Consider the following 22,377-nt stretch of genomic DNA (forward strand, 5'->3'; position numbering starts at 1 on the left):
GGCCCGGATGCACCGCAGAGTGTGCCGGTCCGATCTGGCAGCCGTGGGTGAAGTGCGTGGAGCGGTGCGGGAGTTACTGCGCTACCGGTGGAAGGAGGAGCCGGCGCAGGTGGCCGAGCTGCTGCTCAGCGAGCTGGTGACCAACGCCCTGGTGCACACGGACGACGGCGCGGTCGTCGCCGTGAGCGTGGCTCCCCGGCGCCTGCGCGTCGAGGTGCGGGACTTCGTCACCGGCATGCCTCCCGAGTCGCACGTACCGCCCGCCGACGACGGTACGCACGGCAGGGGGCTGATCCTGGTGGAGAGCCTTGCCGACTCCTGGGGGGTCAGGCCGCACGCCCTGGGCAAGGTGGTCTGGTTCGAACTGGACGGCGAACGGCCCTGACGGTCCGGGAAGGACCGCCAGGGCCGTTTCTGCGAAACCGCCGTCCTGCCTGTCAGCCGAACTGCTGCTCCAGGTCCTTCAGCTTCTGCTCCAGCGTATCGAGCCGGGGCAGGGCCTGGGTGTCGTCCTCGGCGGTGAGATCGACCGCTTCCGGTTCACTCGCGCCCAGTTCCGGGACGCTTGCCGAGTTCGAGTGGTTCACGGCTTGCAGGGAGGGCCGGGGTCGCAGGGGCAGCTGACCCGGCTCGGATATGGCAGGCTCCGCGACGGACTGCGATGAGCCCGTCGCGGGCGCGAGCGCGGCCACGTCCACCGGGGGGCCGCCCCGGCCGACCCGGCTCCAGGCCCGGTTCTGCCGGTTCAGGGCCTTGATGTGCGCCCGGTCCAGCTTCTCCTGGTCCTTCCTGCGGAGACGGTTCTGCTCCTTCTCCCGGCGGTCCTCACGTACCTCGTCGACCGCCTCGTCCAGCGTGCGTACGCCTTCCAGGAGCATCAGCGACCAGGCGCCGAAGGTCTCCCGGGGCGCGCGCAGCCAGCGCACGATGCGGATCTGCGGCAGCGGCCGGGGCACCAGGCCCTGTTCGCGCAGCGCGGCCCGCCGGGTCTGCTTCAGCGCCCGGTCGAAGAGCACGGCGGCCGAGAGGGACATCCCCGCGAAGAAGTGCGGGGCGCCCGCGTGGTCCACGCCGCGCGGTGCGTGCACCCAGTTGAACCAGGCGGCGGCACCGGCGAAGGTCCACACCAGCAGCCGGGAGCCGAGCGCCGCGTCCCCGTGGCTGGCCTCCCGTACGGCGAGGACCGAGCAGAACATCGCCGCCCCGTCCAGGCCGAAGGGCACCAGGTACTCCCAGCCGTTCGAGAGGCCGAGGTTCTGCTCGCCGAAGCCGACGAGCCCGTGGAAGGAGAGCGCGGCGGCGACCGCCGCACAGCAGAACAGCAGAACGTACGAAGCGGTGGCGTACAGCGCCTCCTTGCGCCGGCGCCGCTCCTCGCTGCGTTCCCAGGAGTCGTCGGCCGCGGATGTCTCAGGGGCGCGCTTGCCGCGCGCGACCACCGCCACCGCCGCCATGACCCCCACGAGCAGCACGGCGCCCGGAAGCAGCCAGTCAAGCGATATGTCGGTCAGTCTCATGCGCGGTCCCTTGCGTCGCGTAGGGCGTTTTCCGCGCCATCGTGGCGGAGATTCCCTCACGTCCAGGCGGTTTCGGGGCAAGAGAACGCCAATGGGGTGCCGGAGCCCGCCGATATCCGCGATCTGGTCGAACACGCCTCGGTGGACCGCGCAGTATGTTCGAATCTAAGCCACCCTTCCGGGCGGTGTGGATCAGGGAACGGGCGTCAGCTTGCGAATCCGCTCCGTGTCGCACGTGCGCGGGCAGGTGACGCAGGTGTCCTCGGGGCGCAGCGTGTAGAACAGGCAGCAGCTCGCCCGGTCGCGGGTGGGCAGCGACTCCCCGTTCGGACCGGTCAGTTCGCGGAAGCCGGCCGTGCCGACGTACGGCTTCGTGGTGCCCGGCAGGAGCGCCTCCAGCTCCGTCATGGCGCGCTGCTCCTCGCCCAGCAGATGGGCGATGTACCACAGGCCCTCGACGATCTCGTCGGTCGCCATGCCCCACAGGGCCCGCTTGCCGCGCCGCATGCGCGGCCGGAAGCCGTCGAGCACCGGCCCGAGGTGTTCGGCCACCGCATCCAGCACCTCGGCGCGCAGCGCGGCCTCGTCGGCCACCACCCGGGCTCCCGGCAGCGCCGCGGCCGGGTCATCGGGCAGGCACGCGAACTCCCGCACCCGCAGCGTCAGGTGCCCCAGCGCCCGCTGGAACGAGACGTCCTCGACCGGGATGCGAGGCACCCGGCGGTGCAGGAACCACGGCACCGTCACCAGCAGGCAGGCCGGCCACGCGTAGCGGTGCAGGCCGAAGCTGGCGATCACGTCCGGGCGGGCCCGCTGCCCGTAGTCCCGCTGGACCTGGGCGTCGTCGAAGGAGAGGAAGGTGTCCAGGGCGTCGCCGCCGGCCGCGAGCTCGTGCGCGCCCACCCAGCCGGGGCCGCCGGGGGCGCTTTCGCCGTCGGCGAGGATGTCGGCGCGCAACCCGGGGAAGACTTCGGTCAGGCGCGCGTACGCGTCGGCCACGGCCGAAATCGTCACTGCGGGAAGCAGGGCGGGCAGGGTCATGCGGGGACCACCGAATCACGATGTCAGCAGGTAAGCCTTACCTTACCCGACCGGATCGATGTTTGAACTGAGGCCTCCTGCCCCTATCGTGCACACAGGGCGCGGGACGCGCGAGCCGCGCCCCTGACCGGCCGAGGAGGTGCCCGTGGAGCAGGGCAGAGCGCGTGAGGAGGTGCGGCCGCCGTACGGGACCGCCGCAGCCGTGCCCGCCGCCTCCTCGTCCCTGCGGGTGCCCGAGCAGGCCCGCGGTGAGCACACCCACTGCGAGGAACCGCCGTCCGCCCCCCGGGCCCAGGTGCGCCGGCACTCGGTGCGCGGCCAGATCCTGGACGCCCTGCGCGCCGCCCTCGTCGACGGCGAGCTGGTCCCCGGGCAGGTCTACTCCGCCCCCGCGCTCGGCGCCCGCTTCGGGGTCTCCGCGACGCCCGTGCGCGAGGCGATGCAGCAGCTGGCCGTCGAAGGCGCCGTGGAGGTCGTGCCGAACCGGGGCTTCCGGGTCGCCGAACGCGGACCGCGCGAGCTGGCCGAGCTGGCCGAGGTGCGGGCCCTGATCGAGGTCCCCGTCATGCTGCGGCTCGCCCGCACCGTCCCGGCCGCCCGCTGGTGCGCGCTGCGCCCGCTGGCCGATGCCACCGTCGCCGCGGCGGCGATCGGCGACCGGGCGAGCTACGCGGAGGCGGACCGGGCCTTCCACGGGGCGGTCCTCGCCCTCGCCGGGAACAGCAGGCTCGTCATGGTCGCCGACGACCTGCACCGCCGCTCCCAGTGGCCCCTGGTGGACAACCCGGTCACCCGCCGCGCCGACCTGCTGGCCGACGCCTCCGAGCACACCGCGCTGCTCGACGCGCTGATCGCCCAGGACGTGACCGTCGTGCAGTCGCTCGTACGGGAGCACTTCGCGGGCGCCGACGGCTGACCCCGTACGGGGTACGGGCCGGCGCCCGGTCTCAGTTCGCCTCGACGGTCTCCGGCGGGGGCGGGTCCAGATGCGGGCCCAGCCAGGTCGGCACACCGCCCAGCAGCCGGAAGAGCCGGCCCGCCTCGGCCCGCAGCCGGGTCGCCGCCTCGGGCTCGGACTCGGCGTCGGCCAGCGCGATGAGCGCCGGTGCCGTACCGACCAGGTAGCCCAGCTCCTCCCTTATCCGCAGGGACTCCGCGAAGCCGTGCCTGGCCTCCGCCAGCTCGCCCTCGCGCAGGGCGATCAGCGCGAGATGGCGCCAGGTGGACGAGAGCAGCAGCGCGTCGCCCTGCGCGGTGGCGCCGGCGTGCGCCCTGCGGTAGGCGGCGCGGGCGGCCTGCGGGGAGTCGGCGATGTTCTGCGCGATCAGACCCCGCCGGAAGTCGAGCAGCGGCCGGCCCGGGGCGGAGGGGGAGAGCAGGGCGGCGGCCCGGCTCAGCGCCACCCGCGCCTCGTCGGCCCGGTCCCGCACTCCGAGCAGGGTCGAGGCGTACGCGAGGTAGCCGCGTTCGCAGGCCGCCGCGCCGCGCTCGGCGTCGTCGTGGGCCATGGCCTCGGCGGTGCGCAGGGCGTCCTCGGCGTCGGTCCAGCCCTGCCCGGTGTACAGGCACCGCTCGGTCAGCAGGGCCGTCCGCTGGAGCGCCGCCGCCGGGTCGGTGGCGGCGTCGTGTTCGAGCAGAGCCGCGGCGTCCGTCCAGCAGGCGCGTGAGCGCAGCCGCCATACCGCGGTCTGGAGCGGCGGATCGTCATCGGCTGTCGTTCCGGAACCAGACATGGCGGGTTGCGCCACATTGCCCTCCCCGAGCGCGCCATCGAGCTGTGGAGAGCGTCCGGCCGTCGGGGGGCGGCGTCACGGGGCTGGGCACGCACCTTCACCCACCCCCCAATGGCCGGATGCTCTTGGGTATGGCCCGCATCACAGCACGGAATGGCACGCCGGGCCAAGAGGTCGAGGCAATGTCAGGTGAAACTTTTCACAATCGGCGGCGGGGTGCGAGGACCCCGCCGGGCCGGGAGATTCAGCTCATACGCAGGGCGAGGAAGAAATCGAGCTTGTCCTCCAGGCGCGAGAGATCACGCCCCGTCAACTGCTCGATTCGCCCGACCCGGTAGCGCAGCGTGTTGACGTGGAGGTGCAGCCGGGCCGCGCAGCGGGTCCACGAACCGTCGCAGTCCAAGAACGCCTCCAGGGTCGGGATCAGCTCCGCGCGGTGGCGCCGGTCGTACTCGCGCAGCGGGTCGAGGAGCCGTGCGGTGAACGCCCGGCGCACGTCGTCCGGGACGAACGGCAGCAGCAGCACGTGCGAGGCCAGCTCGTGGTGGCCGGCCGCGCAGACCCGGCCCGGGCGGGCCGCCGCGACCCGGCGGGCGTGCCGGGCCTCCTCCAGGGCGCCGCGCAGCCCCTCGGCCGAGTGCACCGAGGCGCTGACACCCAGTGTCAGACGGCCGTCGTCGGCGAGCCCCGCGGAGAGCGGGGCGCGGACGGCGGCGAGCAGGGCGTCGGCGTGCAGAGCCGGGCCCTCCCGCAGGGCGGCCGCCTCCGGCCCTCCCTCGGCGTCCTCCGCGTCGGCCGGCCCGTCCGGGGCGGCGGGCAGCGGCACCAGGGCGATGGCCTCGTCACCCGTGTGGGCGACGGCGATCCGGTCCGCCGAGTCGGGGCCCGTCACGGCCGGGTCGACCAGGATCTCCTCCAGCAGCGCCTGCGCGACCGGGCCGCCCGCGACCCGGGAACCGGCGCTGCCGGGTGCGCCGTCCTCGTCCCACTCGACCCGGGCCACCACCACCTGCCAGTGCGGTGCCGTGCCGAGCCCGGGGAGCAGGACCGGGGTGGCGACGCGCAGCCGGGCGGCGATCTCGGCGGGCGCGGCGCCCGCCTGGACCAGCTCCAGGACCTCCTGGGCGAGCCGGCGGCGCACCGTGCGGGCCGCGTCGCGCCGGTCGCGTTCGACGGCGATCAGCTGGGTGACGCCCTGGAGCAGGTCGAGCCGCGCGGCCGGCCAGTCGCCCGCGTCGGCCTCCACGGCCAGCAGCCAGTCGGAGAGCACCGACTCCCGCACATCGCGGGAGGCCGGTGCGGCGCCCCTGCCGTTGTTCCGGATCGGGAAGAGCGAATAGACGGTCCCGGCGAGCGCGGCCCGGTGCGGGGCGCGGCGGCCGGAGCGGATCGCGGCCAGATGCAGCCCGGCCAGCTCGGCCCCGGCGGCCGCGGACAGCGGGGCGCCCGCGCCCGCGATCTGCCGGCCGGTGGGGGAGAGCACCCAGGCGTGCAGGTCCAGGTCGGAGCCGAGCAGGTCGAGGACCACCTCCGGGCCGCCGCCCGCCGGGCCCGAGGTCATGAGCCTGCGGTGCCGGTCCACCACCGCTGCCAGGTCGCCGGCCCGCTCGCCGGACACCTGGCGGACCACATACTCGGTGATCGTTGCGAAAGCGACGGTCTCGTGGACGGCGAACAGCGGCAGCCGGTGCCGGCGGCACGCCTCGACGAGGTCGTCCGGGATGTCCCCGAGCTCCGCCTCGCCCGCCGCGAGCCCCGCCACCCCGGCGCCCGCCAGGATGCGGACGAACGGCTCCGAGTCCCGGGCGTCGCGGCGCCAGGCCAGGCCGGTCAGGACCAGCTCGCCGCCCGTGAGGTAGCGGCTGGGGTCGCGCAGGTCGGTGGTCATCACGCCGCGGACCGACCGGTCCAGCTCGTCGCCGCCGCCGAGCAGCCGCAGGCCCAGCGCGTCGTTCTCCAGCAGTGCGCGCAGCCGCATCTCGTCGCCGCCGATCTCTTTCGTTGGTACGGGGGAAGTCCCGGTATTGCGGTGAGGCTGTTGATCCCCGCCATTCGTTCGAATCTACAAGACGCGAGCGGAGAGCAGCCAACTCCTTCATGGGTTCGGTGACTGCACCAGGTGGAGCAGGGCTTGTGTACTGGGCCACACAACGCGTGAACAAGTCATGAACAAGTTCGAGGGCCGGCCGTCACCCAGCCCCGGCGCACAACCCGATGAGAAGAAGAGAGCCAGCATGGACTTCCTTCGCCCCGCAAGCTGGGAGGAGGCGCTCGCCGCCAAGGCCGAGCACCCGACGGCTGTTCCCATCGCCGGGGGCACCGACGTGATGGTCGAGATCAACTTCGACCACCGGCGGCCCGAATACCTACTGGACCTGAACCGCATCGGTGACCTCACCGAGTGGGAGGTGGGCCAGGAGAGCGTACGGCTCGGCGCCTCGGTCCCGTACAGCCACATCATGGAGCACCTGCGCGCGGAGCTGCCGGGGCTCGCGCTCGCCTCGCACACCGTCGCCTCGCCGCAGATCCGCAACCGGGGCGGCGTCGGCGGCAACCTGGGCACCGCGTCCCCCGCGGGCGACGCCCATCCCGCCCTGCTCGCCGCCGGCGCCGAGGTGGAGGCCGAGTCCGTACGCGGCAGCCGGCTGATCCCCATCGACGCCTTCTACACCGGCGTCAAGCGCAACGCCCTCGAACCGGACGAGCTGATCCGGGCCGTGCACATCAAGAAGGCCGACGGGCCCCAGCAGTACTCCAAGGTCGGCACCCGCAACGCGATGGTCATCGCCGTCTGCGCCTTCGGGCTGGCCCTGCACCCCGAGACCCGCACGGTCCGCACCGGCATCGGATCGGCCGCCCCGACCCCCGTACGGGCGAAAGCGGCCGAGGAGTTCCTGAACGCCGCCTTGGAGGAGGGCGGGTTCTGGGACAGCCGCACCATCGTCACGCCGTCCGTCGCCCAGCAGTTCGCCACGCTCGCCGCCGGCGCCTGCAACCCGATCGACGACGTGCGCGGCACCGCGAGCTACCGCCGGCACGCGGTGGGGATCATGGCCCGCCGGACCCTCGGCTGGGCCTGGGAGTCGTACCGCGGCAACGGCCGCAGCACCGAAGGAGCCGCCTGATCATGCGCGTCAATTTCACGGTCAACGGCCGCCGCCACGAGGCCGACGACGTCTGGGAGGGCGAGTCCCTCCTGTACGTCCTGCGCGAGCGGATGGGGCTGCCCGGCTCCAAGAACGCCTGCGAGCAGGGCGAGTGCGGCTCCTGCACGGTCCGCCTCGACGGCGTCCCCGTCTGCTCCTGCCTGGTCGCCGCAGGACAGGTCGAGGGCCGCGACGTCGTCACCGTCGAAGGCCTCGCCGACTTCGCCGCCCACCGCGCCGACGCCCACCCCGGCACCGGCTGCGCCTCCGGCGCCTGCGGAACCGCGCTCGACAGGGCCCGGCGCTGGAAGGCCGAGCCGGCCGGCGAGGAGACCCGCGACACCGGGGAGCTCTCCCCGATCCAGCAGGCGTTCATCGACGCCGGAGCCGTCCAGTGCGGCTTCTGCACCCCCGGCCTGCTGGTGGCGGCCGACGAACTCCTGGAGCGCACCCCGCAGCCGTCCGACGCGGACATCCGCGAGGCGCTCTCCGGCAACCTCTGCCGCTGCACCGGCTACGAGAAGATCCTCGACGCGGTCCGCCTCGCGGCCGCCCGCGCGGAAGAGACGGTCTAGACGATGGGCGTTACCGGTTCCCCCACCAACATCAACCAGGGCACCCGCACCAGGGGCGGCATCGGCGAGTCCACGCTGCGCCCCGACGGAATCCTGAAGGTCACCGGCGAGTTCGCGTACTCCTCGGACATGTGGCACGAGGACATGCTCTGGGGCCACACCCTGCGCTCCACCGTCGCGCACGCCGAGATCGTCTCGATCGACACCTCCGAGGCGCTGGCCACCTCCGGCGTCTACGCGGTGCTCACCTACGACGACCTGCCGGCCGCGATGAAGAACTACGGCCTGGAGATCCAGGACACCCCCGTCCTCGCCAACGGCCGGGTCCGCCACCACGGCGAGCCCGTCGCGCTCGTCGCCGCCGACCACCCGGAGACGGCCCGCCGCGCCGCCGCCAAGATCAGGATCGACTACCGCGAGCTGCCCGTCGTCACCGACGAGGCCTCCGCGACCGCGCCCGGCGCCCCCCTCATCCACGAGGGCCGCGACGACCACCACATCGGTCACGTGCCGCACCCCAACATCGTCCACCGCCAGCCGATCATCCGCGGCGACGCGGAGGCGGCGAAGGCCCGCGCCGACGTGGTCGTCACCGGCGACTACTACTTCGGGATGCAGGACCAGGCCTTCCTCGGACCCGAGTCCGGCATGGCCGTACCCGCCGAGGACGGCGGGGTCGACCTGTACGTGGCCACCCAGTGGCTGCACTCGGACCTCCGCCAGATCGCCCCCGTCCTCGGCCTGCCCGAGGACAAGGTCCGCATGACGCTCTCCGGCGTCGGCGGCGCCTTCGGCGGCCGCGAGGACCTGTCGATGCAGATCCACGCCTGCCTGCTGGCGCTGCGCACCGGCAAGCCCGTGAAGATCGTCTACAACCGCTTCGAGTCCTTCTTCGGGCACGTCCACCGCCATCCGGCCCGGCTCCACTACGAGCACGGCGCCACCCGCGACGGCAAGCTCACACACATGAAGTGCCGCATCGTGCTCGACGGCGGCGCCTACGCCTCCGCGTCGCCGGCCGTCGTCGGCAACGCCTCCTCGCTGGCCGTCGGCCCGTACGTCATCGAGGACGTCGACATCGAGGCGCTGGCCCTCTACAGCAACAACCCCCCGTGCGGCGCGATGCGCGGCTTCGGCGCGGTCCAGGCCTGCTTCGCCTACGAGGCGCAGATGGACAAGCTCGCCGCCGAACTGGGCATGGACCCGGTCGAGTTCCGGCAGCTCAACGCCATGGAGCAGGGCACCCTGCTGCCCACCGGACAGCAGGTCGACTCGCCCGCCCCGGTCGCCGAACTGCTGCGCCGGGTGAAGGCCATGCCGATGCCGCCCGAGCGCCAGTGGGAGAGCGCCGGCGAGCACGCCGACGTACGGGCGCTGCCCGGCGGCCTGTCCAACACCACCCACGGCGAGGGTGTCGTGCGCGGCGTCGGCTACGCGGTCGGCCTGAAGAACGTCGGCTTCTCCGAGGGCTTCGACGACTACTCCACCGCCCGGGTGCGCATGGAGGTCATCGGCGGCGAACCCGTCGCGACCGTGCACACCGCCATGGCGGAGGTCGGGCAGGGCGGCGTCACCGTGCACGCCCAGATCGCCCGTACCGAACTAGGCGTCGCCCAGGTCACCATCCACCCGGCCGACACCCGGGTCGGCTCCGCCGGATCGACCTCCGCATCCCGCCAGACGTACGTCACCGGCGGCGCGGTCAAGAACTCCTGCGAGGCCGTGCGCGAACAGGTCCTGGAGATGGGCCGCCGCAAGTTCGGTACGTACCACCCCGCCTGGGCCACCGCCGAACTCCTCCTGGAGGACGGCAAGGTCGTCACCGACGGCGGCGAGGTGCTGGCCGACCTGGCCGACGTGCTGGAGGACGAGGCGGTCGACATCGAGCTGGAGTGGCGCCACCGCCCCACCGAGGCCTTCGACCTGCGCACCGGACAGGGCAACGGCCACGTCCAGTACTCCTTCGCCGCACACCGTGCCGTGGTCGAGGTCGACACCGAACTCGGACTGGTCAAGGTCATCGAACTGGCCTGCGCCCAGGACGTCGGCAAGGCGCTCAACCCGCTGTCGGTCGTCGGACAGATCCAGGGCGGCACCATACAGGGGATGGGCATCGCCGTCATGGAGGAGATCATGGTCGACCCCGTGACCGCGAAGGTGCGCAACCCCTCCTTCACGGACTACCTGCTCCCCACCATCCTCGACACGCCGACCATCCCCGTCGACGTGCTCGAACTCGCCGACGACCACGCCCCGTACGGGCTGCGCGGCATCGGCGAGGCCCCCACCCTGTCGTCCACCCCGGCCGTCCTCGCGGCGATCCGGAACGCGACCGGCCTGGAGCTCAACCGCACACCGGTGCGGCCCGAACACCTCACCGGCGTCTGACGGCGGCTCCGCCACAGCTCTCCGGGCGGTGCAAGCCTCCGGTGAACGTCACACTTCCCGGCCCGCACCGCCCGGAGGTCCAGGGTTCCGCACCGCTCGCGGCCCCCGGCCCCCCGCACCGGAACAGCAGTACCCGTTCCGTTCCACCCTGCATGAACAGTTCGTCTCGGGCCGTCCCCCGGGTCGTGCCGCCAGCGCAGTCATCCCAAATCCCGCATTTCGATTCTTCATCGCGGGTGCCCCTGTGAACCTTGGGAGTCAGGCATCATGACCCAGCAGTCAGTGCAGCCGAAGACCGGTGCGGAGGACGCGGGCCCCGGCTCGCGCGTCCCGGCCGGCAGATCATGGCTCGACCGGTACTTCCACATATCCGACCGCGGCTCGACCGTGGCACGTGAAGTGCGGGGCGGCGTCACGACCTTCATGGCCATGGCGTACATCCTGTTGCTCAACCCGCTGATCCTCGGCGGCAAGGACGTCGACGACAACCTGCTCAGCCAGCCGGGCCTGATCACCGCCACCGCGCTCGCGGCGGCGGCGACCACCCTGCTGATGGGATTCGTCGGCAAGGTCCCGCTCGCGCTCGCCGCGGGGCTCAGCGTCTCGGGCGTCCTGTCCTCACAGGTCGCCCCCGAAATGACCTGGCCGCAGGCCATGGGCATGTGCGTGATGTACGGGCTGGTGATCTGCCTGCTGGTGGTCACCGGTCTGCGTGAGCTGATCATGAACGCGATCCCGCTCCCGCTGAAGCACGGCATCACGATGGGCATCGGCCTGTTCATCGCCCTGATCGGGCTCTACAAGGCCGGCTTCGTCGGCAAGGGCGCCGCCACCCCGGTGACCCTCGGCCCCGCCGGCGAACTCGCCGGCTGGCCCGTCCTCGTCTTCGCGGTGACCCTGCTGCTGATCTTCATGCTCCAGGCCCGCAACATCCCCGGCGCGATCCTGATCGGCATCGCCGTCGGCACCGTCGTCGCCGTCGTGATCAACAAGGTCGCCGACGTCGACCCGAAGATCTGGAGCAGCGGCCCGCCCGAGCTCAAGGGCTCCGCGGTCTCCTCGCCGGACTTCTCGCTGTTCGGGAACATCGAGTTCGGCGGCTGGGGCGACGTCGGCGCGATGACCGTCGGCTTCATCGTCTTCACCCTGGTGCTCGCCGGCTTCTTCGACGCGATGGCCACCATCATCGGTGTCGGTACGGAGGCCGGGCTCGCCGACGACAAGGGCCGGATGCCGGGCCTCTCCAAGGCGCTGTTCATCGACGGCGCCGGCGGGGCGATCGGCGGCGTCGCCGGCGGCTCCGGCCAGACCGTCTTCGTGGAGTCGGCGACCGGCGTCGGCGAGGGAGCCAGGACCGGCCTCGCCTCCGTCGTCACCGGCCTCTTCTTCGCCGCCTGCCTCTTCTTCACCCCGCTCACCGCTATCGTGCCCGCCGAGGTGGCCTCCGCCGCCCTCGTCGTCATCGGCGCCATGATGATGCAGAACGCCCGGCACGTGGACTGGGGCGACCGCTCCGTGGCCATCCCCGTGTTCCTGACGGTGGTCCTGATGCCGTTCACGTACACCATCACCACCGGTGTGGCGGCGGGCGTCATCTCCTACGTCGCCATCAAGGCCGCCCAGGGCCGGGCCCGCGAGGTCGGCGCCTTCATGTGGGGTCTGACGGTGATCTTCCTCGTCTATTTCGCCCTGCACCCGATCGAGAGCTGGCTCGGCGTCAGCTGACCCCGCCGTGCCCACACCCGCCAAGGAGACCGAGATGCTGGACATCGCCGACGAGCTCGACCGCTGGGCCGGGCAGGGACGCGATTTCGCCGTGGCCACCGTCGTCGCCGTCGGCGGCAGCGCACCCCGCCGGCCGGGGGCCGCGCTGGCCGTCGACCGCGACGGAACGGCGATCGGCTCGGTCTCCGGCGGGTGTGTGGAGGGCGCGGTGTACGAGCTGTGCCAGCAGGCGCTGGACGACGGCATCACCGTCCGCGAGCGCTTCGGCTACAGCGACGAGGACGCCTTCGCGGTCGGCCTGACCTGCGGTGGGGTCATCGACATCCTGGTGACCCCGGTCCGGGCGGACGACCCCGCCCGGCCGGTGTTCACCGCCGCGCTCGCCGCCGCCGCACGGGGTCGGGCGGCGGCGGTCGCCCGGATCACCGAAGGGCCCGCCGAACTCCTCGGCCGGCCGCTGCTGGTCCACCCCGACGGCAGCAGCGAGGGCGGCCTCGGCGGCCACCCGGAGCTGGACCGCACCGCGGTGGCCGAGACCCGCGCCATGCTGGACGCGGGCCGCACCGGCACCCTCACCATCGGGGCCGACGGCTCGCGGTGCGGGCAGCCGCTGACCCTCCTCGTGGAATCCAGCGTCCCGCCGCCCCGGATGATCGTGTTCGGGGCCATCGACTTCGCCTCGGCCCTGGTCCGGGCCGGGAAGTTCCTCGGGTACCACGTCACGGTGTGCGACGCCCGCCCCGTCTTCGCCACGGAGGCGCGCTTCCCGGACGCCGACGAGCTGGTGGTCGACTGGCCGCACCGCTACCTGGCCGCGACCGCCGTGGACGCCCGCACGGTCCTGTGCGTCCTCACCCACGACGCCAAGTTCGACGTCCCGCTCCTGGAGGCGGCGCTGAAACTGCCCGTCGCCTACGTCGGCGCGATGGGCTCGCGCCGCACCCACCTCCAGCGCAACGAGCGGCTGCGCGAGGCCGGCGTCACCGAGCTGGAGCTGGCCCGCCTGCACTCGCCGATCGGCCTCGACCTCGGAGCCCGTACGCCCGAGGAGACCGCCCTGTCGATCGCCGCCGAGATCGTCGCCGTCCGGCGCGGCGGCAGCGGCGCACCGCTGACCGGCGCGCACACCCCGATCCACCACCCCGGTGGGCTGCCGCCGGCCGGGCGGATCGGCTCGGTGGCCTGAACTCGCTCTCGACGGGGCGCAGTCAGGACCGGCGGGTTGCCGCCACGGCACATTCACGCCAGGTGCGGACGGCACCGCGGCAGCCGGTTTACCGATAGATCAGCTGCATGACATTCACCCCCTCCACCGCCTCCGGCCGGGTGAGATCAGCCCGCCCCGGACGCAGAACCCTCCTCATAGCCACCTCGGCCGCCCTGGTGAGCGGCGCCCTGCTCCCCGTCACGGGCACCGCGTCCGCGGCCACCGCCACCGCCGCGACCACCCCCTCCGCGACGCCCGTCCACCGCTACGACATCACCCTCGTCACCGGCGACGTCGTCCACTTCGCCGATGGCGCGGGCAAGCAGGACACCATCACCGTGGACCGCCCCGAGGGCGCGACCGGTGGCGTCCACGTCCAGCAGGCCGGGGACGAGGTCTATGTGCTGCCCGACGAGGCCCAGAGCCTGCTCGCGGCCGGCAAGCTCGACCGCCGCCTCTTCAACGTCTCGGCGCTCGCGAAGATGGGCTACGACGACGAGAAGACCGGCGGCATCCCGCTGATCGCCACCTACCCGGCGGGCAAGGCCCGTTCGCTGCCCGCCGCCCCGCGCGGCAGCAAGGCCGTCCGGCAGCTGGAGTCCATCCACGGCGCCGCCCTCAAGGCCGGCAAGGACACCGCGCGCGCCTTCTGGGACGACATCGCGCGCACCTCCACGGCCCGTTCGCTGGACAAGGGCATCGGCAAGCTGTGGCTCGACGGCCGCGCCGAGGCCGCGCTCAAGGACTCGGTGCCGCAGATCAACGCCCCGCAGGCCTGGGCCGAGGGCTACGACGGCAAGGGCATCAAGGTCGCCGTCCTGGACACCGGCATCGACGCCGACCACCCGGACGTCAAGGACCGCGTCCTGGAGACCAGGAGCTTCGTGCCGGGCGAGGAGGTCGACGACAAGAACGGCCACGGCACGCACGTCGCCTCCACCATCGCCGGTTCGGGCGCCGCGTCCGACGGCCTCAACAAGGGCGTCGCCCCGGCCGCCGGCCTGCTCGTCGGCAAGGTGCTGAGCGACGAGGGCTCGGGCGCCGACTCCGGCATCATCGAGGCGATGGAGTGGGCGAAGGCCGAGGGCGCCGACGTTGTCTCCATGAGCCTCGGCTCCAGCATCCCCGACGACGGCACCGACCCGATGTCCCAGGCCGTCAACTTTCTGTCGGCGGACGGCGGCCCGCTCTTCGTGATCGCCGCGGGCAACGCGTACGGCGCCGGCACCATCGGCTCGCCCGGCTCGGCGGACAAGGCGCTCACCATCGCCGCCGTCGACAAGCAGGACGGCCGCGCCGACTTCTCCTCCATGGGCCCGCTGGCGCGCTCCTACGGCCTGAAGCCGGACCTCTCCGCACCGGGCGTCGACATCAACGCCGCCGCCTCGCAGTCGGTCCCCGGCATCGAGGGCATGTACCAGTCGATGTCCGGTACGTCGATGGCGACCCCGCACGTCGCGGGCGCCGCCGCCATCCTCAAGCAGCGCCACCCCGACTGGACCGGCCAGCGCATCAAGGACGCGCTGATGACCTCCTCCAAGGTGCTGCCCGACTACACCCCGTACGAGCAGGGCACCGGCCGGCTCGACGTGAAGGCCGCCGTCGACACGACGATCGAGGCCACGGGTTCGGTCGAGGTCGCCGCCTACGACTGGCCGCACAGCACATCGGACCCGGTCACCGAGCGGACCATCACCTACCGCAACACCGGCGCCGAGGACGTCACCCTCGACCTGGCGACGGACAGCGCGTCGGACGCGTACACGCTGTCGGTGCGGCGGCTGACCGTCCCGGCCGGTTCGACCGCCGAGGCCGTCCTCACGCTCGACCCGTCGAAGACGGAGCCGGGCACCACGTTCTCCGGGCAGGTCCTCGCGAAGGACGACTCCGGGGCCGTCGTCGCGCACACCGGCTTCGCGCTGAACAAGGAGCAGGAGCTGTACGACCTCACATTGCGGCTGCGTGACCGCGCCGGCAAGCCCATGGACGGCGTCGTCGTCCTCGGCGCCCTCGGCGACCCGAACCTGTCGCCGGTGCAGGTGGCGGGTGACACCACACTGCGGCTGCCCCCGGGCAACTACACCGCCTGGACCGCCGCCGACGTCAAGGGGGACACCGCCGACTCGCAGGCCCTCGCCTTCCTGGCGGCCCCCGAGATCATCCTCGACAAGCCCGTCGCGGTCACGCTCGACGCGTCGAAGGCCCACAAGGTCAGCGTGCGCACGCCCAAGGAGACCGAGACCCGCCAGCTGCGATATGACATGGCACGCACCGCACCGGACGGCACCGTCCAGCGCGACGCCTACCAGATCCCGCTGACCTACGACCAGCTGTGGGCGAGCCCGACCAAGAAGGTCACCCGGGGCAGCTTCTCGTTCCTGACCCGCTGGCGCCAGGGCGAGAAGCTGATCGACCTGACGGCCGACGGCCGGGACATTCCGGTAGCTGTGCAGAACGGTTCGCCGGTCGCCGAGGACAGCAGGCTCAAGCTCCGCAGCGTCTTCGCGGGCAACGGCTCCGCCGCCGACTACAAGCGCGTGGACGCCCGGGGCAAGGCCGTCGTCATCCGCGGCAGTGACGCGGTGGCCCCGGCCGACCGGATCGCCGCCGCGGCCGCCGCGGGTGCCAAGGCGCTGTTCGTGGTCAACCCGGGCGACGGCCGGCTGATGGAGTCCTACGGCGACTACGGCACCACGCTCGCCATCCCGGTCGCCACCGTCCAGCGGATCGCCGGCGAGAACCTGATCAAGGCGGCCCAGCGCGGCAGGAAGGTGACCGTCGAGCAGCACAAGTACGCGAGCTACGTCTACGACCTGGTCGACCGCCATGACGGCACGGTCCCGGACCGCTCACTCGCCTTCGCCCCGGCCACCCGTCAGCTGGCGAAGGTGGAGAACACCTTCTACGGCCACCGGGACGCCGTCGGCGGCGGCTACCGCTACGACATCCCCGACTACGGCTACGGCATCGGCTTCGCGGAGTACGAGAAGTACCCCGCGACCCGCACCGAGTGGGTCACCCCGCTGCCGGGCGTCTCGTTCTGGTACGAGGTCCACGCGCAGTACAACGCCGAAGGCACCGACACCGCGCTGGAGGAGCGCGGCGGCGAGATGGACTACCGGGCCGGCAGCACCACCAGGGCCCAGTGGTTCGCGCCCATCACCCGGCCGCGCCTGGGCACCGCCTACTGGGGGCCGAACCGCTCGCAGTGGGGCGACATCCAGTACAACGTCACACCGTGGACCGACGGCGGGGCCGGTCACTCGGGCTCCATGCCGGACACGGAGTACGACACCGGCAAGGTGGCGGTCTACCAGGGCGACAAGCTGCTCGACGAGTCCCCGGGCCGCGCCGGCTACGTGGGGGACCTCCCCGCCGAGGAACTGCCCTACCGGCTGGTGCTCGACGCCTCGCGTGACGCGGACACCTGGAAGACGTCCGTGCGCACCCACTCGGAGTGGTCGTTCGTCTCGGGCGCGAACGACCCGGAGGGCCCGTACCAGGTTGATATCCCGATGCTCCAGCTGGACTACGACGTCGCCACCGACCTGGCCGGTGACGTGCGGGCCGGCAAGTGGACCGAGATCGGCCTGTCGTCCACCACGCAGGAGTGGCTGGAGGGCGCCGTGAAGGCGAAGAAGGCCGCGCTGTCGGTCAGCTACGACGACGGGAAGAGCTGGAGTGGGGTGCAGCTCAAGAAGGACGGGGCCGGTTCCTGGACCGCCCGGTTCAAGACCCCGAAGAAGGGTGCCACCGCGGTCTCGCTCAAGGCGCACGCCGAGGCCGGCGGCGGGCTCGCCGTGGACCAGGAGATCATCCGGGCCTTCGGCCTGAAGTGACCCGCTGAGATTCCGTACGAGGCGGTCGCGCAGCCGGAGACGGGTGGGCGGCCGCCTTCGCGTGCGGTGTTCCGGTCCACTGATATGCAGCATACATAAGAAGTGTATGGTGCATAAAACAGGTCGGTGCGGGGGCCGGACACAGCGAGTCGAAGGAACAGCGCAATGACATTGCACAACAAGGTCGCCGTCGTCACCGGAGGAGCCTCGGGCATCGGTGAGGCCGTCACCCGGATCTTCGTCGAGCGGGGCGCCCGCGTGGTGGTCGTCGACCTCCAGCAGGAGGCCGGGGACACCCTCGTGGCCGATCTCGGGGACGCGGTGGCGTTCCTGCGGGGCGACGTCTCGGACCGGGCCGTCGCCGACCGGGCGGTCGCCACGGCCGTCGAGCGCTTCGGCGCCCTGGACATCCTGGTGAACAACGCCAGCGCCTCCCGGGTGCGCCCGTTCACCGAGCAGACCGACGACGACTGGAAACTCGCCCTGGACACCGGCCTGTTCGCCACCCGCAACTTCATGCTCGCCGCCTACCCCGAACTGCGGAAGGCCCGGGGCGCCGTCGTCAACTTCGCCTCGGGCGCGGGCATCGACGGCCAGCCGAACCAGGCGTCGTACGCGGCCGGCAAGGAGGCCATCCGCGGGCTGAGCCGGGTCGTCGCCAACGAGTGGGCCGCGGACCAGATCCGGGTCAACGTCGTCTCCCCGATGGCCAAGACCGCCGGCGTCGCCGCCTGGGCCGAGGCCAACCCCGAGCAGTACGCCCTCTCCGCGGCCAAGGTCCCCCTCGGCCGCTTCGGCGACCCGCGCGAGGACGTCGCCCCCGTCATCGCCTTCCTGGCGAGCGACGACGCCCGTTACATCACCGGCCAGACCCTGATGGCCGACGGCGGCGCGATCAAGCTCCGCTGACCCCCTCCGCCGCTCCCGCCGCCCCGGTCCGGGGGCGGCGGGCACCGGTCCCCCTGACCATCGCCGCGCACAGCAGCACCGGAGCCGCCGACACGGCGAAGCACAGGGCGAGCGGCAGCCGGTCCACCAGCAGCCCCACCGCGGCGGTCCCGCCCGACGATCCCGCGTTGAACGCGGTGTTGACCCAGGCCCCGGCCCGGGTGCGCCGGGCAGCGTCCGCCGACTCGTCCGCGATCAGATACGCGGTCGTGAGGGCCGGGGCGACGAACAGACCGGCCACCGCGACCACGGCGATCAGCACGTAGAGGTTCCCCGCGAGACCGGCCGCCGCCACCGCCGCCCCCAGCCCGGCGGCCGTCGCCCGCAGCCGTGCCCCGAGCGGCGCACGCCACCGCAGCGCCCCGTAGGCCAGGCCCCCGACCGCGCTCGTCGCCGACAGTGCGGCCAGCACCCAGGACACCGCGGGCGCCCGGTGGAACTCCCCGGTGAGGGCCACCACCAGCAGGTCGAGCGCCCCGAGGCACAGTCCCACGGTGGCCGTCACCAGCACGGCGTGCCGCAGCGCCGGAACGGCCCGCAGCCGCAGCGAGGGCGCGGGGGAGGCACCGGCATGCGGTCCGCCGTCCGCCTTCCCGCGCGGCACGGCGGGCGAGGAAACCAGCGCCCCCGCCCCGACCGCCACCAGGGCCGCACCGGCCAGCACCCCGGCCGCGGGACCGGTGACCGTCACCACGACCCCGACCAGCAACGGCCCTGTGACGTACAGCAGTTCCTCGGCGACCCCGTCCAGGCTGTACGCGCGCCGCAGCAGCTCCCGATCCGGCACGAGGCTGCTCCACAGTGTCCGCATGACCGGGCCGAGCGGCGGTGTGCAGGCACCGGCCGCCGTGGCGAGCGCGCCGAGGACGAGGGGCGGGGCGCCCGGCCGCCAGGTGACCAGGGCGAGTACGGCGAGCACCGCCGCGTACAGCCCCGCCATCGGGGGCAGCGCGCGGCGCGGCCCGTACCGGTCGATCAGCCCGGCCCGGGCCGGGGAGAGGAACACACTGGCGGCCCCGAACAGGGCCATCACACCGCCGGCGGCGGAGTAGGAGCCGGTGGTGTCCTTGACGGCGAGGAGGAGGGAGAGGGGAGCGATTCCGTAGGAGAGCCGCCCGAGCAGCGCGGCACCGAAGGTGCGTGCGGCGTGCGGGACGCGCAGGACGGTGGCGTACGAAGGCGCGCGCGAGGGCGCGGACGAAGGCGTGGACACGATGGTCTTCCTCGGGAGGGCAGCGCGAGTTCGGGGCGCTGCGGGCATGCGGGGACACCGGAGCGCCGCACCCGGTACGCCGGGCGCGGTCGGGACGGGGTCCTACGCACGAGGAAGGGACACGCGGGCAAAGTAGCAGAAGCAGTCCCTATGCGCCGATGTCCGGGTTGGCCGCCAGGATCTCTTCGGTGACCGTCCACAGCCGGGGCACGAAGCGTAGGACCTCCTCGCGCCGGGCGAGCAGGTCCGGGGTGCCGGTGATGCCGGTGAGTTCCGCGACGGCGTCCCGGAACGCCGGGAGGCGTTCGGCATGCAGGGCGGGGGCGTCCGCGCCCAGCACGGTGTGGCAGCGGGCGAAGGTCGCGACGATCCAGAAGACCGCCTCGCGGTGGTCGCCCCGGTCGATCAGTTCCCGGCTGCCGTCGACGGCGATGGGGCGCGCCCGCTCGGTGAGGTCGCTGCTGAAGAAGAACGGGGTGCGCGCCACCGGGACCGTGGCGTCGAACGTCCGCGTCAGCTCGGCCAGATGGCGGCTCACCTGCCGAGCGGATACCCCCTCGCAGCCCAACAGCGCCAGCAGTTCCGGATACAGCTCCTGGTGCCCGTAGGCCGTGAGGACGTCGCGTACGGCGGGGTAGCGCAGCCGGACGGTCGGGTTGCGCAGGGCGGCGACCAGCGGGACGTGCGTGGTGACCCCGGTCGGGAACAGCCAGGCCATCACCTGGGCGGGGAAGGGCTGCGAGGTGTCCAGCGCGGCGAGGCGGCTCTCGACCCGGTGCCGGGCGTCCAGGCACCGCAGGCGCACCCGGGTCCGCTCGGCGAAGCGCGGCGCGACATGGGCGTACAGCGCGCGCAGCCGCCCCGTGGGGTCGTCGATGACCGTGTCACGGCGGAAGCTGCCCGCCAGGTGGTACGAGCCCAGCACGGCATCGGGGTCGCGGAGTTCGGCCCACGGCACGTAGGTGATCTCCAGCAGGACGCCCTCGTGGAGGAGCTTGCCGGGTTTGGCCGGAGCCTCGTCCCCCTCCGTCACCACGACCACGTCCACGTCCGACGAGGCCGGCAGCACCGCGTCGTCCGGCCGTCCGACCGTCGACCCGCTGAAGTACGCCCCCCGGTAGTCAGGACGGGGACGGGCATGCGCCGCCACCCAGCGTGCGGCGGCGGCACGCGCCTCTGCGACCCGGACGCTCACCGTCGCCCCGGTCTCGCGGGACGCGTCCGCCCCGGCCCGACTCAGGACCGCTCCAGCTTGCGCAGAGCGGCGGCGTCCTCGGCGTACTTGACGAGCAGCCGGGCCAGCTGAAGGCGTTCGTCCGCGGGCCAGTCGCGGGTGATGTGCTCGAACGACCGTCGCTGCTCCGCCGCGAAGCGGTCCCGCAGCGCGTCGCCCTCAGGGGTCAGTCTCAGTACGCTGCGCCGGCCGTCCGCCTGGGACGCCTCCCGCCGCAGGTGCCCGTGCTGGATGCAGTCGGACACCATGCGGCTGGCCACCGACTGGTCCGTCCCCAGCTCCTCGGCGATCGCGCCCACGGTCGTCTCGCCCGTGCGTTCGGCGACGACGTTGAGCACCAGGTTGCGGGAGAGGTCCTTGCCGGCGGACGGGGCGCGTCGCCTGAGCCGGGAGAAGGCCGGTCCGACGCTGTCTAGGACCGCGTCGGCGTCATCGCCGTCACGCTCGTTGCTGTGTGCCATGACGCAACTGTAACGCGACAGGTAAATGCATCACATCCAGCAAATGTATGTTCTACTGCATATAAAGCGGTGGACGTCACCACCCCCGTACGGAATCGAGATGCAGCGATGACCACGACCGCCATCACCCATGCGCGCGTCTTCGACGGCGACCGGGTCCGCGAAGAGAGCACCGTCGTGCTCGACGGCCCCGTCATCACGGCCGTAGGGGGAGCGGTGCCCGAAGGGGCGGCCGTGGTCGACGCCCGGGGCGGCACCCTCCTGCCGGGCCTGTTCGACGCCCACACGCACACCTCCGAGGAGGCACTGGCCTTCGCCCTGCGGTTCGGAGTGACCACCGAACTGGAGATGCAGGGCGCCCTGACCCGGACGCGCCGGGCCCACATCGAGCAGAACGACGCGGTCGCCGACGTCCGCTCCGCCGGCTTCGGCATCACGCCTCCCGGCGGCCACCCCAGCGAGCTCTTCCCCAAGGGCAAGCGTCCGGGTGGCGACGGCGAGCCCGCGCCCGAGCACTCCGGCGGCCTGGTCATGCCGTTCGCCACGACGCCCCAGGAGGCCGCCGGGTTCATTCCGCGGCTCGTGGAGTCCGGCTCGGACTACATCAAGTTCATGGTCGACGACGGCACCGTCGAAGGGCACCCCGGCCTGCCGTGCCTGGATCAGGCCACGCTGAACGCGGGCGTCGCCGAGGCGCACCGGCACGGGATGCTCACCGTCGCCCACGCCCTCACCCTCGACGCCGCCCGGATGGCGGTCGAGGCCGGGATCGACGGGCTCGTCCACGTCTTCATGGACCGGCCCCACACCGACGAGATCATCCGGCTCATCGCGGAGTCCGGCACGTTCGTCGTCCCCTGCGTCGTCCTGAACGCCTCCATGATGGGCATCACCGGTGCGGCGTTCGCCGACGACGAGCGGGTCACCGCCCGCCTCGACGGCCCCTGGCTGACCACGCTGCGCGGCAGCTTCGACCGCTACCCCCAGGGTCGCCTGGAGGACGTACTCGCCACCGTCGCCGCGCTGCACGAGGCCGGAGTCGACCTCCTGGCCGGCAGCGACGCCTCCGTGCCCGTGCCCTTCCTCGGCGGCGTCGCCCACGGCGCCAGCGTCCACCACGAGATGCAGTACCTGGTCCGGGCGGGGCTGACACCGGCCGACGCGCTGCGCGCGGCGACCGCGACCCCCGCGCGCCGCTTCTCCCTGGACGACCGCGGGCGCATCGCGGCCGGGCTGCGGGCCGACCTGCTGCTGGTGGACGGGGACCCCACCACGGACATCCACCGCACCCTCGACATCCGCGCCGTCTGGCGCCGGGGTGCCCGTTTCGGGGCAGAGTGACCCGTACGG

17 protein-coding genes are annotated in these 22,377 nt (G+C 72.8%); 10 read left to right on the forward strand and 7 right to left on the reverse strand.

From position 1 onward, the window contains the following. Positions 1–19 precede the first annotated feature (19 nt). Positions 20–385, forward strand: a complete 366-nt coding sequence (locus E6P78_RS23845; protein WP_136205712.1) for an ATP-binding protein — start codon at positions 20–22, stop codon at positions 383–385. A 52-nt stretch (positions 386–437) separates the two neighbouring features. Here E6P78_RS23845 and E6P78_RS23850 read toward each other — a convergent pair whose 3' ends face one another. Together E6P78_RS23850 and E6P78_RS23855 are read right to left on the reverse strand one after the other, a co-directional pair. Further along, a complete protein-coding gene (locus E6P78_RS23850) occupies positions 438–1,517 on the reverse strand; it encodes a DUF2637 domain-containing protein (protein ID WP_136205673.1) in 1,080 nt (359 codons plus the stop codon). Between the two features lie 192 nt (positions 1,518–1,709). After that, complete coding sequence (locus E6P78_RS23855) at positions 1,710–2,558, reverse strand: (2Fe-2S)-binding protein (RefSeq protein WP_136205674.1); 849 nt, start codon at positions 2,556–2,558, stop codon at positions 1,710–1,712. A 145-nt stretch (positions 2,559–2,703) separates the two neighbouring features. Between E6P78_RS23855 and E6P78_RS23860 the strand changes: the two genes are divergently transcribed. After that, a complete protein-coding gene (locus E6P78_RS23860) occupies positions 2,704–3,474 on the forward strand; it encodes a GntR family transcriptional regulator (protein ID WP_136205675.1) in 771 nt (256 codons plus the stop codon). Between the two features lie 31 nt (positions 3,475–3,505). Here E6P78_RS23860 and E6P78_RS23865 read toward each other — a convergent pair whose 3' ends face one another. Beyond that, entirely contained in the window at positions 3,506–4,291 is a 786-nt protein-coding gene (locus E6P78_RS23865; RefSeq protein WP_136205676.1) for a hypothetical protein, read from the reverse strand. Positions 4,292–4,535: 244 nt separating this feature from the next. Further along, complete coding sequence (locus E6P78_RS23870) at positions 4,536–6,269, reverse strand: PucR family transcriptional regulator ligand-binding domain-containing protein (RefSeq protein ID WP_136205677.1); 1,734 nt, start codon at positions 6,267–6,269, stop codon at positions 4,536–4,538. A 256-nt stretch (positions 6,270–6,525) separates the two neighbouring features. On the opposite strand from E6P78_RS23870, the gene E6P78_RS23875 reads away from it, so the two are divergent. From E6P78_RS23875 to E6P78_RS23905, 7 genes are all read left to right on the forward strand, one after another. Further along, the gene (locus E6P78_RS23875) at positions 6,526–7,416 is read left to right on the forward strand and encodes a xanthine dehydrogenase family protein subunit M (protein WP_136205678.1); all 891 of its coding nucleotides are present in this window, start codon (positions 6,526–6,528) and stop codon (positions 7,414–7,416) included. 2 nt (positions 7,417–7,418) lie between these two features. After that, positions 7,419–8,012, forward strand: a complete 594-nt coding sequence (locus E6P78_RS23880; protein ID WP_136205679.1) for a (2Fe-2S)-binding protein — start codon at positions 7,419–7,421, stop codon at positions 8,010–8,012. A 3-nt stretch (positions 8,013–8,015) separates the two neighbouring features. Continuing rightward, positions 8,016–10,400, forward strand: a complete 2,385-nt coding sequence (locus tag E6P78_RS23885) for a molybdopterin cofactor-binding domain-containing protein (RefSeq protein WP_136205680.1) — start codon at positions 8,016–8,018, stop codon at positions 10,398–10,400. Between the two features lie 267 nt (positions 10,401–10,667). Further along, the gene (locus E6P78_RS23890) at positions 10,668–12,125 is read left to right on the forward strand and encodes an NCS2 family permease (RefSeq protein ID WP_136205681.1); all 1,458 of its coding nucleotides are present in this window, start codon (positions 10,668–10,670) and stop codon (positions 12,123–12,125) included. A 34-nt stretch (positions 12,126–12,159) separates the two neighbouring features. Beyond that, a complete protein-coding gene (locus E6P78_RS23895; RefSeq protein ID WP_136205682.1) occupies positions 12,160–13,311 on the forward strand; it encodes an XdhC/CoxI family protein in 1,152 nt (383 codons plus the stop codon). A 107-nt stretch (positions 13,312–13,418) separates the two neighbouring features. Then, on the forward strand, positions 13,419–17,171 hold the full coding sequence (locus E6P78_RS23900) for a S8 family serine peptidase (protein WP_136205683.1): 3,753 nt from the start codon (positions 13,419–13,421) through the stop codon (positions 17,169–17,171). 165 nt (positions 17,172–17,336) lie between these two features. Beyond that, positions 17,337–18,080 carry an SDR family oxidoreductase gene (locus E6P78_RS23905; RefSeq protein WP_136205684.1) on the forward strand — a complete coding sequence of 248 codons (744 nt, stop codon included), beginning with the start codon at positions 17,337–17,339 and terminating at the stop codon, positions 18,078–18,080. Here E6P78_RS23905 and E6P78_RS23910 read toward each other — a convergent pair. The 3 genes from E6P78_RS23910 to E6P78_RS23920 all read right to left on the reverse strand — a co-directional run bounded on the left by E6P78_RS23910 (position 18,067) and on the right by E6P78_RS23920 (position 21,027). Beyond that, positions 18,067–19,332: an MFS transporter gene (locus E6P78_RS23910; protein ID WP_240799355.1), complete on the reverse strand. Its 1,266-nt coding sequence runs from the start codon at positions 19,330–19,332 to the stop codon at positions 18,067–18,069. The two genes, E6P78_RS23905 and E6P78_RS23910, sit on opposite strands and share 14 nt — an antisense overlap. 148 nt (positions 19,333–19,480) lie before the next feature. Beyond that, entirely contained in the window at positions 19,481–20,527 is a 1,047-nt protein-coding gene (locus E6P78_RS23915) for a hypothetical protein (protein ID WP_136205686.1), read from the reverse strand. A gap of 41 nt (positions 20,528–20,568) precedes the next feature. Beyond that, positions 20,569–21,027, reverse strand: a complete 459-nt coding sequence (locus tag E6P78_RS23920; protein WP_136205687.1) for a MarR family winged helix-turn-helix transcriptional regulator — start codon at positions 21,025–21,027, stop codon at positions 20,569–20,571. Positions 21,028–21,135: 108 nt separating this feature from the next. On the opposite strand from E6P78_RS23920, the gene E6P78_RS23925 reads away from it, so the two are divergent. Next, complete coding sequence (locus tag E6P78_RS23925) at positions 21,136–22,368, forward strand: amidohydrolase family protein (RefSeq protein ID WP_136205688.1); 1,233 nt, start codon at positions 21,136–21,138, stop codon at positions 22,366–22,368. Positions 22,369–22,377: the final 9 nt, after the last annotated feature.

The sequence above is a fragment of the Streptomyces sp. A0958 genome, from assembly GCF_004795035.1.
GTDB lineage: Bacteria > Actinomycetota > Actinomycetes > Streptomycetales > Streptomycetaceae > Streptomyces.

Bases quoted from the DNA above. Each gene is read 5' to 3' on its own strand.
- E6P78_RS23865 (WP_136205676.1), bottom strand. From the start codon at position 4,291: ATGTCTGGTTCCGGAACGACAGCCGATGACGATCCGCCGCTCCAGACC.
- E6P78_RS23895 (WP_136205682.1), top strand. From the start codon at position 12,160: ATGCTGGACATCGCCGACGAGCTCGACCGCTGGGCCGGGCAGGGACGC.
- E6P78_RS23875 (WP_136205678.1), top strand. From the start codon at position 6,526: ATGGACTTCCTTCGCCCCGCAAGCTGGGAGGAGGCGCTCGCCGCCAAG.
- E6P78_RS23925 (WP_136205688.1), top strand. From the start codon at position 21,136: ATGACCACGACCGCCATCACCCATGCGCGCGTCTTCGACGGCGACCGG.
- E6P78_RS23850 (WP_136205673.1), bottom strand. From the start codon at position 1,517: ATGAGACTGACCGACATATCGCTTGACTGGCTGCTTCCGGGCGCCGTG.
- E6P78_RS23905 (WP_136205684.1), top strand. From the start codon at position 17,337: ATGACATTGCACAACAAGGTCGCCGTCGTCACCGGAGGAGCCTCGGGC.
- E6P78_RS23855 (WP_136205674.1), bottom strand. From the start codon at position 2,558: ATGACCCTGCCCGCCCTGCTTCCCGCAGTGACGATTTCGGCCGTGGCC.
- E6P78_RS23890 (WP_136205681.1), top strand. From the start codon at position 10,668: ATGACCCAGCAGTCAGTGCAGCCGAAGACCGGTGCGGAGGACGCGGGC.
- E6P78_RS23900 (WP_136205683.1), top strand. From the start codon at position 13,419: ATGACATTCACCCCCTCCACCGCCTCCGGCCGGGTGAGATCAGCCCGC.
- E6P78_RS23920 (WP_136205687.1), bottom strand. From the start codon at position 21,027: ATGGCACACAGCAACGAGCGTGACGGCGATGACGCCGACGCGGTCCTA.
- E6P78_RS23885 (WP_136205680.1), top strand. From the start codon at position 8,016: ATGGGCGTTACCGGTTCCCCCACCAACATCAACCAGGGCACCCGCACC.
- E6P78_RS23880 (WP_136205679.1), top strand. From the start codon at position 7,419: ATGCGCGTCAATTTCACGGTCAACGGCCGCCGCCACGAGGCCGACGAC.
- E6P78_RS23870 (WP_136205677.1), bottom strand. From the start codon at position 6,269: ATGCGGCTGCGCGCACTGCTGGAGAACGACGCGCTGGGCCTGCGGCTG.